Source organism: Rhizobium herbae, from assembly GCF_019511375.1.
Taxonomy (GTDB): Bacteria; Pseudomonadota; Alphaproteobacteria; order Rhizobiales; family Rhizobiaceae; genus Pararhizobium; species Pararhizobium herbae_A.
The window spans coordinates 1,332,336-1,348,944 of sequence record NZ_JAEUAO010000001.1; the positions used below are offsets into that span (position 1 = coordinate 1,332,336).

The window sequence follows — 16,609 nt, forward strand, 5'->3', positions numbered from 1 at the left end:
GCCCCTCGTCCGCCTGCCGGCACCTTCTCCCCGCACGCGGGGAGAAGCCGAAGCGCCTTCCTCCCTCTCCACATGAGGGCGAGGAGACAGGCTCGAGGTCAGAGGCACGCCGAGCTCTCTGCTTGTCCCTTCTCCCCGCATGCGGGGAGAAGGTCGCGGCAGCGGGATGAGGGGCAACCCCTCAGGCCTTACTTGGCGGCTTCGACGGCGGAGGCCAGTTCCTTGACGGCATCTTCCGACGACAGTTCACCGTTGAACTGGCGCGTGACGACGTCATAGATCGCGTTCTTCACCGAGGCCGGATTGGCATGGCCATGGGCCATGGAACCGAACAGCTTACCGCTTGCATTGGCTTCGGCCAGGTCCTTGATCCCCTTCTTGCCGCAGGCGTCGAAATCCGTGTCCGGAACATCGGTGCGCGCGGGAACGGAGCCCTTGACCACGTTGAAGGCCGACTGGAAAGTCGGGCTTTCGATCGCCGAGGCCATCTGCAACTGGGCCGGCACCTTGTCTTCGGAAACCTTGAACATCGCGAACTGGTCGGAGTTGAAGGTCACGGCCCCTTGAGTGCCCGGGAAGCGCATGCAGATGAAGTCGGTGCCTGGCACCTTCTTGGCCTTGACGAATTCACCCTTTGCCCAGTCGCCCATGAACTGCAGACCGGCCTTGCCTTCGATGACCATGGCGGAAGCAAGATTCCAGTCACGGCCGGAGAAGTTGTCGTCCACATAGGAACGAAGCTTGGTCATGCGGTCGAAGGCTTCCTTCATCTTGTCGCCGCCGAGGGCTGCCGGATCGAGATCGATGAAGGCCTGCTTGTAGAAATCGGTACCGAGCGAGAGCACGACGGCGTCGAAGATCGTAGCGTCCTGCCACGGCTGACCGCCATGCGCCACCGGGGTGATGCCCTGAGCCTTGAAGTTGTCAAGCAGAGCGATCAGCTCGTCCCAGTTCTGGGGCTCCTTGCCGCCTGCCTTGTCCAGCGCTGCCTTGTTGATCCACACCCAGTTGGTGGAGTGGACATTGACCGGAGCGGCGATCCAGTGTCCGTCATATTTGGAGAACTGCTGCAGCGCGGTGGGGATAACCTTGTCCCAGCCTTCCTTGGCGGCGATCTCGTCGAGATTGCCGAGTGCGCCTTCCTTGGCCCAGTCGAGAATGTCGAAACCGAGCATCTGAACCGCCGTCGGGGCATTGCCCGAGGTGACGCGGGCGCGCAGCACCGTCATGGCTTCCGTGCCGCCGCCGCCGGCAACCGGCATGTCGGTCCATGAGATGCCCTTGCTTTCCAGATCCTTCTTCAGGACGTCGAGCGCTGCCGCTTCGCCGCCCGATGTCCACCAATGCAGAACCTCGACGCTGTCGGCCGCATGAACGGCGCTGATGCCCGCCATGCTGCCCATCATGATCGCTGCCACTGCCGTCGTCGTCAAAAACTTGCGCATCGTATTCCTCCCGTTTGCAAGTCGTAGAGCGGGAAAACTCCTCCCCCGCCGTTGAATGCCGTCCCGTCTCGAAACGGGAAGCAATTGGTCGCGGCCTCCGCCGCCGGCACATTTAAAACGTTATAAGTTACCTCAAGTCAAGGGTTGCTCACAATCTCCATATCAATAGCTTTAACATACTGAATTTGGATGATTATAGTCCCTTTTACCGATTCCGCACCGCAGCAAATGCCTCCGAAAAATGCGGTTTAAAACGTTTGCATAAAACACATTGCGCATCCGTTCGCGCAGCGTTACAAAGGCGGTCTTGTGTGTTCGCCTCGCGTGAGTATTTCATTGCCCGACACTCCAAAATCCGCCCGCTCGGAAAGCGTGCTGAAAGGCGGCAAGCCGACCCTGCGCACGATTGCCGACATCACCGGCTTTGCCGTGACCACGGTTTCGCGTGCGCTGAGCAATGCGCCGCAGATTTCGCTCGATACCCGCAAGCGTGTTCACCAGGTTGCGGCCGAAATCGGCTACCTGCCGGATCGTGCCGCCCAGCGACTGAAAACCGGCCGAACCAACGTCATCAGCGTGCTTCTCGATCCGCACGAGGAAATCCTCGGCTACGGCACGTCGCTGATGCTCGGCCTTGCCAAAGCGCTCAAGAACACGCCCTACCACCTGATCGTGACGCCGAATTTCATCAATGACAGCAATGTCGACGCGATCAGGCACATCGTCCGCAACGGCATGGCAGACGGGCTGATCTTCTCCCGCACCGAGCCCTTCGACCCGCGCGTGCGCCTTCTTCTCGAAAACGGCTTTCCCTTCGTCACGCATGGGCGAACCGAGTTCACCACGCCTCATCCTTACGTCGATTACGACAATTTCTCGTTCGCCTACGAGGCCACCAGACGGCTGATCGCCCGGGGCCGCCGCAAGCCGATGATCATCCTGCCGCCGAAGCGCATGACCTTTTCGCAGCACCTGCTGCACGGCTTCATGACCGCCGTTCGAGAGGCGGGCGTCACCTACGAGATCCCCACGGAAATCGACCTCGACTGTCCCGTCGACCAGATCCGCGACTACATCAGCCGCCGGGCAGGCCAGCCCGATGCCCCCGACGGATTTGCCTGCGGCGGCGAGGTCTCCGCGCTCGCGACCATCACCGGCATGAGCGACCATGGCCTGACGCTCGGCGTCGAATACGACATCGTCGCCAAGCAGACGTCGAAACTGCTGGTCAATATCCAGCCCAGGGTCGAGACCATCTATGAGGACCTGACGGACACCGGGGAGCAGATGGGGCGCATTCTTCTCGCGCGGATCGCCGGCGGCGAAACGACCGATATGCAGGTGCTGCTCAAGCCGCAGATCAACTTTCCGGCGGTTTGAGGCGTCAAATGTCGCAGCCCTTCGCTTGCCGGAGTTTACCCCCCTCTGTCGGCTGAGCCTGTCCTCGGGCTTGCCGGAGGCAAGACCCGGGGGCCGACATCTCCCCCTCAAGGGGGGAGATTGGCCGCTGATGTCCTCGCCAGCCTGACCATAACCTTTGTCGAGGCAAGGAAAAGAACTGATCTCCCCCCTTGAGGGGGAGATGTCACGAAGTGACAGAGGGGGGTAAGCGTCCCCGGTCTCCATCAAATCTGCAGCGGAGTAAGAAGCCACGCTCCGCTCTCCAAAATTCAAATCATGCATCACGTCCTCCTTTCTCCTCTCGTTTCGCAGTGCTCAAAAGCCCATTACGACGCGGCATCCACATGGCCGTGCGGCCGCCGATGTGCATGTTGAGCGTCTTGGTTTCGGTATAGTCTTCCACCGCATGGCGGCCGAGTTCGCGCCCGAGGCCGGACTGGCGATAGCCGCCGAATGGCAGTTCGCTGGCGCCGTCCATGAAGGTGTTCATCCAGACCGTTCCCGCCCTCACCTTGCGACCGATGGTCAGGCAAGTATCGAAATCGCGGCTCCAGACGCCGGCCGACAGGCCGTAGTCGATCGAGTTGGCTATCCGGATCGCCTCGTCGGTCGTCTCGAAGGTAAGGACGGAGAGAACCGGCCCAAACACTTCCTCGCGCGCCACCGCCATGTCGGGCGTCACGGCTGACAGAATGGTTGGCGACATGAACTGGCCGGAGCCGAGATCGAGCGCAGCACCTCCATGCGACACGGTTGCCCCATTGCCGGCGGCTGCCGAAACGTAACCGACGATCTTTTCCAGATGCTGCGGCGTGATGATGGCGCCGACCTGCGTCGACGGATCGAGCGGATCGCCGACCTTGACCTTTGCCGAGAGTTCCGCAACGCGGCGAACGACCTCATCGGCGATATCGCGGTGGACGATCAGCCGCGAGCCTGCATTGCAGCATTCGCCGGCATTGAAATAGGCGCCGAACACCGCCGCATCGATGAAATCGTCGAGATTGGCGTCCGGAAAGACGATCTGCGGGTTCTTGCCGCCGAGTTCCAGCGAGACCTTCTTCAGGGTCTGCGCCGCATTGCTCATCGTCAGCTTGCCGACGCCGGTCGAGCCCGTGAAGGAGACCATGTCGACATCCGGGTGGCTGGTCATCACCGCGCCGACATCCGGACCGGTGCCGGTGATGATATTGACGACACCGGCCGGAACGCCGGCGGCCTCGAGGATTTCACCGAGGACCAGAGTGGAACCCGATGTGAGCTCGGATGGCTTTACGACGGTGGTGCAACCGGCGGCAAGCGCAAAAGGCAGTTTTTGGCTGACGATCAGGAACGGAAAATTCCACGGCGTGATGATCGAGACGACGCCGATCGCCTCGCGCAACACGACGCCGAGCGTGCCGTCACCCAGGGTATTGTAGCTCTCGCCATGCAGGTCGCGGGCAAGGGCGGCCGCATAGCGCCAGATATCGGCGGCTCCGCCGAGTTCGCCCTTGGCCTGGCTGATCGGCTTGCCGGATTCGATACAGTCGAGATAGGCGAGTTCATCGGCACGGGCCGCGATCATGTCGGCGGCCCTGAGCAGGATCAGCGAGCGCTCCGACGCGGTCATGCGCGGCCATGGGCCATCGTCGAACGCCTTTCGCGCGGCGGCAATCGCCCGCTCGGCGTCCGCCTTGGTGGCGGCCGGATAACGGCTGATGGTGACACCGTGACCAGGCGCCACGCGCTCCAGCGTCCTGCCTTCGGCAGCAGCCCCCCACTTGCCGTCGATCAGCATCTGGAAGTCGCGCACCTTTGCGTCGACCAGTGCCTTGGGCTTCACCACAACCGTCATTACCATTCTCCCTTGAATTCCGCGGCGCGCTTGCCGGCAAAAGCCGCAACGCCTTCCTTCATGTCGCCGGTCTTGGCGGCCAGCATCGACCCCAGCGCCTCGACGGCCGCGCCGTTGTCCTCGCTATTGGCCGAAGCAATCATCAGCTTGCAGATTTCCAGTGCCGCCGGGCCGCGCTTGGCGATGCGGCCGGCGTAGTCCCTCGCGACCGCCAGCACCGTGCCGCTCTCCGCCACCGCATCGACCAATCCGAGCGCGCCGGCCTCTTCTGCCGTGAACATCTCGCCGCCGAGCACCATCCGGCGCACCACCTGCGCGCCAAACCGTTTGACCAGACGCTGCGTGCCCGACCAGCCCGGCACCATGCCGAGCCCCGTTTCCGGTAGCCCGATCTTGATCTGCGCTTCCGCAATGCGGATGTCGGCCGCCGCCGCCAGTTCCAGCCCGCCGCCGAGCGCGTGACCGTTCATCGCGGCGATCACCGGCATGCGCAACGTCGCCAGCCGCTCGAACACCCGGTGGCCGAAGCGTACCCATTGATGGCCGAATTCATTGGGGCTCATCGCCCCCCAGGCCTTGATGTCGCCACCGGCGGAAAAGGCCTTGCCCTCGCCGGTCAGGATCACGACACGCACGCTGCCGTCAGCCTCGACCGTATCGCAGGCGGCAGAGAGCGCCTTCAGCATGTCGATGTCGAAGGCATTCAGCTTTTCCGGCCGCGCCACCGTGAGGACGGCGACCGCATCGTCGACGGCGATTTTGATCCGGGCATCAGGCATCCGACGCTCCTTCCAGTTTCCGCACCGGCTTTTGCGGCAGCGTCAGGCCGATCGGCGCCTCGTGGAACAGGGCCTCGTCCATCACTTTGAGCCGGTCGGATACGATCAGCGGAAACTCCGCCTGATCGAGGATATGCATCTGCAGGTCGACGCCGGGTGCAATCTCGGTAAGCATGATGCCTTCCGGCGTCAGCTTCATCACACAGCGCTCGGTGACATAGGTGATGTCCTGACCTTGGCTGACGGCCCGGCGGCCGGAGAAAGTGACGTGCTCGACCTCATTGACGAGTTTCTTCAACTTGCCTTCCTTCTCGATCACCAGCTTGCTGTCGGCCATCGAGAGCTTCGCGCCGGCATTGAACATGCCCGAGAAGACGATCTTCCTTGCCCGCGCCGTGATATCGACGAAACCGCCCGCCCCCGCCGTCACGTGAGGCCGGAAGGAGAGTTTCGAAACATTCACCGAGCCGTCCCTGCCGATTTCGAGGAAGGATAGCAGCGAGGCATCGAAGCCTGCCCCTTGAAAATACGTGAACTGGTAGGGCGACGGCATGAAGGCGTCCGCGTTCGAGGCGCAGCCGAAGGCGAAATCGAGCAGCGGCACGCCGCCGACAGCGCCCTGCTCGATCACCCAGGTGACCGACCCATGCAGGCCTTCTTCGAGCAGGATACGCGGCACGTTGGCTGAAATGCCGAAGCCGAGATTGACGCAGCTTCCGCCCTGCAATTCCTGCGCCACGCGGCGGGCGATGACCTTCTGGATGTTGAATTCCGGCACGCGGAACGTTTCGAGCGGCCGGAAGATTTCGCCGGAAATGGCGGGGTCGTAATCCGTCAGCGTCGTCTGCTTCTGGTCCGGATCGACGACGATGTAATCGACCAGCATGCCGGGCACGCGCACGTCATGGGGTTTGAGCGAGCCGGACTTGGTGATGCGCTTGACCTGCGCAATGACGATGCCGCCATTGTTGCGGGCGGCCAGCGCCTGGTCGAGGCCGCCGAGATATGCACCCTCGTGCTCGTAGGTCAGATTGCCGCGCTCGTCGGCCGTCGTCGCGCGGATGATCGCCACCTGCGGCACGATCGCCTTGAAATAGAGCCAGTCCTCGCCTTCGAATTCGATCTTTTTCACCACCGGCTCGGCCGCGGCCGAGGCGTTCATCGCGCAGCCCTGGCGCGACGGATCGACGAAAGTGTCGAGGCCGATTCTGGTCAGGACCCCCGGGCGCTTGGCCGCCGCCTCGCGATGCATGTCGAAGAGCACGCCGGATGGGATATTGTAGGCCGCAACCTCGTCATTGCCGATCATCTGCCAGATCAGCGGCGGCTCGGCCGTTGAAGGTCCGGAGGGATAGGAGCCGCCGATGATCTTCTTCAACAGGCCCTTTTTGGCGATGTGGTCGACACCCTTGATGCCGCTCATGTCGCCGGCGGCGATCGGGTGCAGCGTCGTCAGATCGCGCGGATGGCCGGTTTCATCGAAGCGTTCGCCGATCGCCTTCAGCATCAGGTCGGGGCAACCGAGCCCGCTCGACGACGACACCGACACGATCGCGCCGTCGGGGATCAGGGACGCGGCTTGCGCAGGAGTGATATGCTTGCTCATCAGTCTCGTCTCAAAGTCCAGGTTCGATGCGAACGGCGCTGCCGCTTGCCGCCGCCTGCATGACGGCAAGGCCGGTCGCCAGCGACCAGATGCCATCCTCGCCACTGCAAAGGGGCTTGCCCCTGCCGGCGATGGCGTCCTCGAAGGCGGCGAGCGTGTTCTGGTAGAGATTGCGGTGGTTGATCGACAGTTCGGTCTCGCCATCGACGTTGCGCAGCGTGACCGTGCCGACCGGCTGCTGGGTCATGCAGTTGCGGCCGATCAGCGAGCCTTCCGATCCATGTACCTCAAAGCCGGTCGTCGCGTATTGCGTGGTGAAACCATCGTGGAATTGCGCGATGAGCCCGGATTTGAACCGCAGCACGCCCATTGCCGCGTCCTCCAGCCCGGCCTTCGCCATGCCGCCATATTGCCCGAAGGCGACGGCCTCGACCGGATCGTCGCCGAGCACGAAGCGCAGCGTATCGGTGTCGTGCACGGTGATGTCGAGAATGACGCCGCCGCCGGCGTCCGGCCTGTCGAGACGCCATCCCTGCAGATGCGGCGGGAGAAAGACCGCGTGGAAGACACGCGCCGCCAGGGGCTTGCCGATCGTCCCCGCCGCGATCGCGTCACGCATGGCGCGATGGGTGGCGGCTCCCCGCAGGTGATGATTGGTCGCCATCACCACACCGGCGTCGCTTGCCGCCTTCACCATCGCATGGGCATCGTCGAGCGAGAGCGCCAGCGGCTTCTCGCAGAGAATATGCTTTCCCGCCCGCGCGGCTGCCAGCACCTGATCGCGATGCAGTTCGTTGGTGGTGGAAATATAGACGGCGTGCACATCGGGATCATTGACGAGCTCGTCAACACCGGTCACCGACTTGGCGATGCTGTGATCGCGCGCATAGGCAGCACCGCGCTCGGCGCTCGTGCTCATCACCGACACGATCTCGCCACCGACGGTGCGGATCGCATCGATGACCCATTCATGCGCAATCGTGCTTGCCCCGATCAAACCCCAATGTGTCATAGCAAGGACAGCCTTTCTCGTTTGTCGGTCGCGGCCCCACAACTCTGGCGCACGACAAGCCGCACGGAACTGACGATCGCTTCGGCGTCTGCCCGTCCGGCATTGATCTGTTTGAGGAGCAGTTGCGCGGCGCGCCGGCCCATGCCTTGCGGATCGACGGAAATCGTGGTCAGCGCCGGCACCGCCGTCTGCGCCTCGATCACGTCGTCGAAACCGATTACGGCAAAATCCTCGCCCGGGTCGAGCCGGTGCGCGCGCAACCCGTCGCAAACCCCGAAGGCGACCGCATCGTTGAAGCAGACCGCCGCTGTCGGCCGCTCGCGCAGCAAGAGCGCCCGCTCGATAGCAGCCACGCCGCCTGCCCGCGACGGCGCGGAACTGATGACCAGTTCGCCATGAACAGCGAGATCCATGTCCGAGAGCGCATCGCGATAGCCTTGCAGCCGCTCATGGAAGACCGCCGTATCGGGAAAACCGCCGAGGAAGGCGATGCGGTGATGGCCGAGCCCGGCAAGATGCCGCACCGCTTGGTGCGTGCCGGCATGATTGTCCGAAACCAGCGACGAGACCTTGGCGCCGGCGACCTGGCGCACGACATTGACCACCGGAATGCCGCTCGCCACCAGCGGCTTCAGATCGGCCGCCTCCGTGCCGCGCGCCGGCGACAGGATCAGCCCTGAAATGCCATGCTCGCGCATCGACGCGATGACCTCGCGCTGCCGGTCGACGCTCTCGCCGGTATTGGCAAGGAACTGCACATAGCCGGCCGATTGCACGACCATGTCGACCCCGACGGCCAGCTCGGCAAAGAAGCTGTTGGTCAGATCGTTGACGACGATGCCGATGATTTTCGACTTGGCATTGGACTGGCGCAGATTGGCGGCGCCGCGATTATAGACATAGCCAAGCTCGCGGATGGCCGCATTGACCTTGGCGCGGGTCGCCTCGTTGACGAGCGGACTTGCCTGCAGGACGAGCGACACGGTCGACTTCGACACGCCGGCGGCGCGCGCAATATCGATGACCGTGACCCGTTCCTTGCCCACATTTTCCTCCCGACGAGGTCTTTTTGCCTCAACATCTGCCACTAGATAATTGGAACGTTCCAAAGTTGTCAAGCGGATTTCTTGAAAAATGTGCGGGGCGCCAACGGAAGGCCTTCGGTGAAACGCCGCGACGACATGGAGATCGTGCATCTTGTTGATTTTACTAGAAAAATGCTGAAAACCAGGAAGGCGTTCCATCGTACGCAACGTCAAAGTGAAGCAACTACGACCATTGCTCGAGTGCACCAAAGCCCCGGCAGCCACGTTAAATTCCTCTTGAAATTTGGAACGATCTAAATTATTCAGCCGATAATTTCCGAGGAGGAACCCGCATGTCCCTTACCCTGTCGCTGCCGCGCGCCGATGGCACGCTCGAGCCTTACCGCCTGTCAGGAACACCGATCGTGCGCCCCGCAGCAGTCCCCGCCTTCAATCGCATCGCCTATGCCGCCGCCCACGTCGTGTCCGATCCGCTGGCCGATCTGCAGCCGTGGGGCCGCCCTGCCATCGACTGGGAAGCGACCATGGCGTTCCGGCATCATCTCTGGGCGCTGGGCTTCAAGATTGCCGAGGCGATGGACACCTCACAGCGCGGCATGGGTCTCGATTGGCCCGGCGCTCAGGAACTGATCCGCCGCTCGCTGGCCGAAGCCCGTACCGTGCCGGGCGCCGATCTCGCCTGCGGCGCCGGTACCGATCACCTCGCCCCCGCCGATGCACGCTCCCTCGACGACGTCATCCACGCCTATGAAACGCAGATCGGTTTCGTCGAGCAGGAAGGCGGCCGGTCGATCATGATGGCAAGCCGGGCGCTCGCACATATTGCCAGATCGCCGGATGACTATCGCAAGGTCTACAGCCACATTCTCCGCCAGACGAAGGACAAGGTCGTACTCCACTGGCTCGGCGACATGTTCGATCCAAAGCTGAAAGGCTATTGGGGATCTGAAAAATTTAATGACGCGCTGGCGACGGTCCTGTCGATCATCGAGGACAACAGAGCCAAGGTCGAAGGCATCAAGATTTCGCTGCTCGACAATGCCTGCGAAGTCGCGTTGCGCAACCGGCTGCCGGACGGCGTACTCTGCTTCACCGGCGATGATTTCAACTATGCCGAACTGATCGAAGGCGACGGCCGGAAATACAGTCACGCCCTGCTTGGCATTTTCGATGCCGTCGCGCCCTCGGCATCGAAGGCGTTGGCGTCACTGGCGGCCGGCGACGTCGCAACATTCCGCAACGTCATCGAGCCGACCGTGCCACTGTCGCGCAAGATCTTCGAGGCGCCGACGCAATACTACAAGGCCGGCGTCGTCTTCCTCGCCTGGCTGAACGGCCACCAGAAGCACTTCACCATGCCGGCCGGCATGCAATCGGCCCGCGGCGTGCTGCACTATGCCGACATCTTCCGCCTTGCCGACAGGGCCAACGTGCTCGACAAGCCGGAACTGGCCGTCGAAAGGATGAAGGCGTTTCTCGTCACTCAAGGGTTCTGATATCCTGGACTTCACGATTGCTTCCCGCTCTTCGCAGAAACGCCTTCATTTCTTGTCCGATCTCGTGTTGAAGAAGGGCCTGGAAAATGCGGGAGAAGGCGAAGGCATGGCTGCGATGAAATCCTGGAAGCGCCGCTTGCGCAAATGGCGCAACCGCATTGCGAGACGCATCCTGAGCACCCGCACAGGCCGCGAGATGCTCGTCAACGCCATAAGCCCCCGGATCCTGACGATGACGGCCGATTGCGGCGACCACCTGATGACCTTCTCGCCACATGACTACATTGGCCGGAAAATCTATCGCAAGGGCCATTTCGAGCGCGAGAACGTCGATCGCCTGCTGGCGATCCTGCGCCAGCGCAATCTGCTGAAGCAGGACGCGGTTCTTCTCGAACTCGGCGGCAATATCGGCACGCAAACCCTCTATTTTGCCCTGAGCAAGGCGTTCCGCCACATCGTGACCGTCGAGCCCGACCCGCGCAATTTCAGGCTCCTGAAGACCAACATCGACCAGAATGCGATGGGCGACCGCATCACCGCGATCAACAGCGCCGCCGGCGAAAGCGAAGGCGCGCTCGATTTCTTCCTGCATCGCGACAACCACGGCAAGAGCAGCGCCCTGCGCCAGAGCGACCGGGACATCGCGATCACCGTGCCGGTGAAGCCCGTCACCGCCATCCTGGGGCAAGCGTCCATCGCGCCGGAGGAGATCGGGCTGATCTGGATGGATATCGAAGGATACGAGCCGGTCGCGGCCCGCTCGATGCAACCGCTGCTTGAGCGCCGCGTGCCGTTCTATATGGAGTTTTCGCCGCTCTTCTATGGACCTGACGGATCAAAGGCCTTCATCGATCACCTCGCACAATTCTACGAGAACTGCATCGTCTTCTTCGAAGAGCGGCAGGTGGAGATGAAGGTCACGGCAATGCCGGTCGACATCGAGCAGTTCGACGTCCTGCTCCTGCCCTGACAGCGTCGACCCGCTCAACGCTTCCGGTAGAAATATGTCCGCCCCGGCACGCCCCCGGCGGGAAGCGGCAGCGGCTCAAGCGCGGAATGGTCAAGCGGCAGGCCGCTTGCGGCGATGCCGCCGGAAGCAAGCGCAGCGGCGACCGATTGCGGCAGCCATGTCAGCGTCTGGGCGTCCTTTTCCGGATAGGCCGTGCCGATATCCGCATGCGCAAAGGCAACGTCCTTTCCGGCAAACTGCCTGATCGTCTCCCGGATGTCGCCAAGCACGAGATCGGCCTCCGGCGGCGTCGAGTCCGGATGAGAGCCCACGGCCCGGTCGAAAGCGATGATGCGGTTGGTCGGAAACAGCTCGCGGATGTGGTCATAGGTCCTGCCGTTTCCGAGCCCGATTTCCAGAATCACGCCATCGGCCGCAACCATCGACGTGTCCTTGATATGGTTGAGAACGGCGCGCTGCGACTGCATGCGTGAAATAAAACTATCGAGGCGGCTCATCTCATTCTATCCATCCATTCCAGATCATGCGGGCCAAATCATGCGGCCAAGATCATGCGCGTTGTCCCGCTTAACACGAGGTTGCGCGACAGGTCGACCGCAGCGGCATGAAATAAGCAGCTATTTCAGCGGTGAGAAGGATGCCGCAAAGTGCGGTCGCATCCCACACTTTTGACATCTGCGCTTGTCAAACCGCCGTCGCCTGCCCTGCACGAATGTGCTAGCCTGACGGCATGAACCAGCTTTCCAGCGAAACATTCTTCAATGCGATTCCGGTCTTCGTCGATTTTCAAGGCGTTGCCGATGCCAGCAATTATCGGGCGCTGCCCGCCGACTGGGCGCTCGCCACCGCCGACATCGTCGATTCGACCGGCGCGATCGAGGCCGGCAGCTACAAGGCCGTCAACATGGCAGGCGCCAGCGTCATCTCGGCGATCCTGAACGCGCTTGGCAAGCATGACCTTCCCTTCGTGTTCGGCGGCGACGGCGCGCTGGTCGCCGTACCGCCGTCGGGAATTGAGAAAGCCCGCAGCGCCCTCTCGGCGGTGCAGAAATGGGTCAGGGAAGAACTGCAGCTGACGCTCCGCGCCGCCCTCGTCCCCGTCGCAGATGTCATCGCCGCCGGCCTCGAGGTCCGCGTCGCGCGCTTTCAGGTCAACCCGAACATCTCTTATGCAATGTTCGCCGGCGGTGGCTCGAGCTGGGCGGAAACCCGCATGAAGGAAGGCCTGTATGCCGTCCCGCCGGCGCCGGAAGGCGCACGGCCCGACCTGACGGGCCTCTCCTGCCGCTGGAACCCGATCCAGTCCCGCCATGGCGACATCGTCTCGATCATCGCGGTGCCAGCCGATTCCGGCAACAATGAAGCGTTTCAAGCTCTGATTTCCGATGTCGTGGCGCTCGCCGCCGGCGAAGAACGAGATGGCCATCCGGTCGCATCCGAGGGACCGCAGCTGGGATTGTCGGCGGCGGGTTTGTCGGCGGAGACGAAAATCGCGCCGAAGGGCAAACGCCTCCAGCACCGGCTTTTCATTCTTGCACAATATCTGCTTCTCGTTGGGCTCTACCGTCTCGGCCTGACGCTCGGCAATTTCGATCCGCGCAGCTATCGGCGGGAAGTCTCCCGCAACTCGGATTTTCGCAAGTTCGACGATGGCCTGAAAATGACGATCGACGTCGCTCCGGAACGGCTGCGCCTGATCGAGGCGCGGCTGGAGGAAGCGGCCAGAGCCGGTGTTTGCCGCTACGGCCTGCACCGGCAGGATTCGGCGCTGATGACCTGCATCGTGCCGACGCCGCTCAGCCACGACCACATGCACTTCATCGACGGTGCTGCGGGTGGTTATGCGGTGGCGGCCAGCCGCCTGAAGAAGCAGGCGCTCGCCCGGCCGGCCGCCTCCGCTACGCCTTGAGGATCGTCTGGCCCGCGATACCTCGTCTTGCAAAAGCATTGCGGGTATCGACAATCAGCGGCGCCCAACGGGCAAGCGCGGCATAGTCCACCGCATCGTGATCGGTGGCGATCAACACCGCATCGAAGGCCTTCACCAATTGCTCGGTGAGCGGCACCGATTGCCGTCCCTTCAGAGCCATATATTCGCGCGTCCGGGGAATCTCGGCGACGTGCGGGTCGTGATAGGCCGAACTGCCGCCCCGCTCCTCGATCAGTTCGATCAGCTTCAGCGAGGGGCTCTCTCGGATGTCCGGCACATTCTTCTTGTAGGCAAGGCCGATCACAAGAACGCGCGAACGGCTAAGCGCCTTGCCGAGATGGATATCCAGCGCCTCGGCAAGCCGTCCCACGACATGACGTGGCATCGCCGAGTTGATCTCGCCGGCGAGCTCGATGAAACGGGTCGGCAGTTCGTATTCGCGCGACTTCCAGGTCAGGTAGAAGGGATCGATCGGGATGCAGTGGCCGCCAAGTCCCGGGCCCGGATAGAATGGCATGTAACCGAACGGCTTGGTCTTGGCCGCGTCGACCACCTCCCAGATGTCGATGCCCATCGCCTCGTAGACGACCTTCAACTCATTGACGAGCGCGATGTTGACGGCGCGAAAAACGTTCTCGGTCAGCTTCACGGCCTCGGCCGTCGCCGTGGACGATACGGGCACGACGGTTTGCACCGCAGCCCCGTAGAAGGCCTCCATCAGTTTCGCCGCTTCGGCGCCGTCGCCGGCGACCACCTTGGGGATGCTGGACGTATGGAAATCGCGATTGCCCGGGTCTTCGCGCTCCGGCGAAAAGCCGAGAAAGAAATCCTTCGCCGATTTCAGCCCGGTCTTCTCCAGGATCGGCCGCACGACCTCGTCCGTCGTGCCGGGATAAGTGGTCGATTCCAGCACGATCAGCTGCCCCGGCTTCAATGTTTCGGCGATCCGGTCGCAGGTCTTCGTGATGAAGGAAAGATCGGGGTCCCGGTATTTCGTCAGTGGCGTCGGCACGCAGATGACGACGATGTCGCAATCGGCAAGCCGCCCGAAATCCGTCGTTGCGCGAAAGCGACCCTTCGCCGTTTCCCCTGTCAGGACCGCATCCGGCACCGCCTCGATATAGGAACGCCCGGCATCGATGGCGACGATCTTCTCCGGGTCGATATCGAAGCCCGTTACGGCAAATCCGCTGCGTGCGAGGGTGATTGCGAGCGGCAGGCCGACATAGCCAAGACCGATTACGCCGGCATGGGCGTTGCGGTCTGTGATCTTCGAAAGAAGGGTTTCGCTTGGAGAGGAAAGGACGGTCAAATGCATATTCCCGGCTGATCGTGGCACGCGAAAGCGGCTTTGCTGATGCCGGTCAGTTGAGGATAAATTCACCGGGTGTCAAGCACGGGGCTTTATCGTGCTGTAGCCGACACGCAGCGGTCGACCAAATTGTTGGCGCGCAATCTGGTTTCGCCGATATCGCCACCTATATTGAGCGAGGGCAAATACCGGGCCACCTCAAAGCGGCTTGCATGTGCCGGATCGGCGAACCGTCGGATTTTCCTGTAGAAAGCGGCAGAAACGCTATGAACATCAACGAGACGAATGTTTCCGTTCACCTGCTGGACCGCGTGTCGAATTGGCTGCAGCAGGCTGCCCTCAACGGTGAAAATCTCGAAACCGTGGTGACGGGCTTCTGCGAAAGACTGGCAGCGGCCGGCTTGCCGCTCAATCGCGTCCACCTGAGCTTCTCAATGCTGCACCCCCTCTACGATGCATTGGGGTTCACCTGGCTGCGTGGCCAGGGTGTCACCGTCGAGGGCTACCGCGCCGACCCCAACGACGACAAACCCGATCGCTTTCTGCTCAGCCCCTATTATTACCTGCTCAGCAACAATCTCGACCACCTGCGCCGGCAGCTCGATCCGACGACCCCGTCCGAATTCCCCATCTTCGACGACTTGAAGGAAATGGGAGTGACCGACTACATCGCCTTCGTGCAATCCTTCGGCGAAACCTCCGGCCAGGGCATGATCGGCTCGTGGTCCACCGATGCCCATGGCGGCTTTAACGACAACGTCATCGACGCGCTGCTGCGCATCCAGAACAGCCTCGCGGTGGCCGCAAAGATGGCGGTTCTCGGCAAGCTCGCCGACAATATGCTCACCACCTATCTCGGAGAAAATGCCGGCAAGCGCGTCCTGTCGGGGCAGACCCGCCGCGGTGACGGCGAGACCATCCGCGCGGCGCTTGTCATGGCGGACATGCGCCAGTCGACCATGCTTGCCGAGAAGGAAGGCCGGCAGGTCTACATCGATACGCTCAACCAGTTCTTCGATGCGATCGCGACGCCATTCAGCCGCAACGGCGGCGAAATCCTCAGTTTTCTCGGCGACGGCTTTCTCGCCGTCTACCCCTGTGGCCGTCACCGCGACCCGTCACAGGTCGCCGCTTTGGCAGCGATGGCGGCGGTTCGCCAGGCGACGGCGCGCATGGCGGAACTCAATGATGGCCGCCGCAAGCACGGGCTGGCCGATGTCAAATACGGGATCGGACTGCATGTCGGCAACGTCATGTTCGGCAATGTCGGCCTCAACGACCGCCTGACCTTTTCCGCCTTCGGGGCCGCGGTCAACGAGGTCGAGCGGTTGCAGGGACTGACGAAGAAATATTCAAAACCGATCATAGCCAGCCAGTCCTTCGCCACCTATTGCGGCGGCGACTGGGTGACGCTTGGCCAGGAGAAGTTGCGCGGCGTGGGCCAGAAGGTCACGGTGCTTCTGCCTGGCGAAGCCAACATGAAGCTGGACAATGGCGAGGCCACGCAGGGCCGGTCGCCGGAGACCCGCTCGGAAGCGGAACAGGTCATGCTGCTCTATCGCAACAGCAAGAAGAAAGCGGAGCCTCGCGAGCTTCTCTGGAACAAGCTGTTGCAGTAAGGACCGGTGGCGGTGCCCCTGCGGCAGCCGTTGTCCGCGCGGGACGCAGGATTGCGCGATCCTGCTCGAATGATTGGTTTTTCTCCATTCGCGGCGCTTCGCCGCCGAGGCATTATATCGGTGCGAACTTTACCAGCCGTAGGTCATGGACAGGCC

At 62.4% G+C, this 16,609-nt stretch carries 13 protein-coding genes; 5 read left to right on the top strand and 8 right to left on the bottom strand.

The window, feature by feature from the left end:
* Positions 1-188 precede the first annotated feature (188 nt).
* Positions 189-1,406, bottom strand: a complete 1,218-nt coding sequence (locus tag JNB71_RS06460; RefSeq protein ID WP_223215796.1) for an ABC transporter substrate-binding protein — start codon at positions 1,404-1,406, stop codon at positions 189-191.
* A gap of 375 nt (positions 1,407-1,781) precedes the next feature.
* On the opposite strand from JNB71_RS06460, the gene JNB71_RS06465 reads away from it, so the two are divergent.
* Positions 1,782-2,825, top strand: coding sequence for a LacI family transcriptional regulator (locus JNB71_RS06465; protein ID WP_222857157.1), 1,044 nt, complete (start codon positions 1,782-1,784; stop codon positions 2,823-2,825).
* A gap of 295 nt (positions 2,826-3,120) precedes the next feature.
* Here the strand turns inward: JNB71_RS06465 and JNB71_RS06470 are convergent, their stop codons facing one another.
* From JNB71_RS06470 to JNB71_RS06490, 5 genes are read right to left on the bottom strand one after another with little or no spacing between them, the layout of a single operon-like run.
* A complete protein-coding gene (locus tag JNB71_RS06470; RefSeq protein WP_220370960.1) occupies positions 3,121-4,683 on the bottom strand; it encodes an aldehyde dehydrogenase family protein in 1,563 nt (520 codons plus the stop codon).
* Positions 4,683-5,462 carry an enoyl-CoA hydratase/isomerase family protein gene (locus JNB71_RS06475; RefSeq protein WP_220370961.1) on the bottom strand — a complete coding sequence of 260 codons (780 nt, stop codon included), beginning with the start codon at positions 5,460-5,462 and terminating at the stop codon, positions 4,683-4,685. Before JNB71_RS06475 ends, JNB71_RS06470 begins: the two co-directional genes overlap by 1 nt.
* A complete protein-coding gene (locus JNB71_RS06480; RefSeq protein WP_220370962.1) occupies positions 5,455-7,068 on the bottom strand; it encodes an acyl CoA:acetate/3-ketoacid CoA transferase in 1,614 nt (537 codons plus the stop codon). The genes JNB71_RS06475 and JNB71_RS06480 overlap by 8 nt, the downstream gene beginning before the upstream one ends.
* Before the next feature lie 10 nt (positions 7,069-7,078).
* Entirely contained in the window at positions 7,079-8,080 is a 1,002-nt protein-coding gene (locus JNB71_RS06485; protein ID WP_220370963.1) for a Gfo/Idh/MocA family protein, read from the bottom strand.
* Entirely contained in the window at positions 8,077-9,126 is a 1,050-nt protein-coding gene (locus tag JNB71_RS06490) for a LacI family DNA-binding transcriptional regulator (RefSeq protein WP_220370964.1), read from the bottom strand. Before JNB71_RS06490 ends, JNB71_RS06485 begins: the two co-directional genes overlap by 4 nt.
* Positions 9,127-9,458: 332 nt before the next feature.
* On the opposite strand from JNB71_RS06490, the gene JNB71_RS06495 reads away from it, so the two are divergent.
* Positions 9,459-10,622 carry a dihydrodipicolinate synthase family protein gene (locus tag JNB71_RS06495; protein ID WP_220370965.1) on the top strand — a complete coding sequence of 388 codons (1,164 nt, stop codon included), beginning with the start codon at positions 9,459-9,461 and terminating at the stop codon, positions 10,620-10,622.
* A 106-nt stretch (positions 10,623-10,728) separates the two neighbouring features.
* The gene (locus JNB71_RS06500; protein WP_220371170.1) at positions 10,729-11,592 is read left to right on the top strand and encodes an FkbM family methyltransferase; all 864 of its coding nucleotides are present in this window, start codon (positions 10,729-10,731) and stop codon (positions 11,590-11,592) included.
* 14 nt (positions 11,593-11,606) lie between these two features.
* Here the strand turns inward: JNB71_RS06500 and JNB71_RS06505 are convergent, their stop codons facing one another.
* Positions 11,607-12,089, bottom strand: coding sequence for a class I SAM-dependent methyltransferase (locus tag JNB71_RS06505; protein ID WP_220370966.1), 483 nt, complete (start codon positions 12,087-12,089; stop codon positions 11,607-11,609).
* 233 nt (positions 12,090-12,322) lie between these two features.
* Between JNB71_RS06505 and JNB71_RS06510 the strand changes: the two genes are divergently transcribed.
* Positions 12,323-13,501, top strand: coding sequence for a DUF3095 domain-containing protein (locus tag JNB71_RS06510; protein WP_220370967.1), 1,179 nt, complete (start codon positions 12,323-12,325; stop codon positions 13,499-13,501).
* Here JNB71_RS06510 and JNB71_RS06515 read toward each other — a convergent pair.
* A complete protein-coding gene (locus JNB71_RS06515; RefSeq protein ID WP_223215755.1) occupies positions 13,491-14,834 on the bottom strand; it encodes a nucleotide sugar dehydrogenase in 1,344 nt (447 codons plus the stop codon). The two genes, JNB71_RS06510 and JNB71_RS06515, sit on opposite strands and share 11 nt — an antisense overlap.
* A gap of 266 nt (positions 14,835-15,100) precedes the next feature.
* Here JNB71_RS06515 and JNB71_RS06520 point away from each other — a divergent pair, with 266 nt between their 5' ends.
* On the top strand, positions 15,101-16,453 hold the full coding sequence (locus JNB71_RS06520) for an adenylate/guanylate cyclase domain-containing protein (RefSeq protein ID WP_220370968.1): 1,353 nt from the start codon (positions 15,101-15,103) through the stop codon (positions 16,451-16,453).
* The last annotated feature ends 156 nt before the right edge of the window (positions 16,454-16,609 follow it).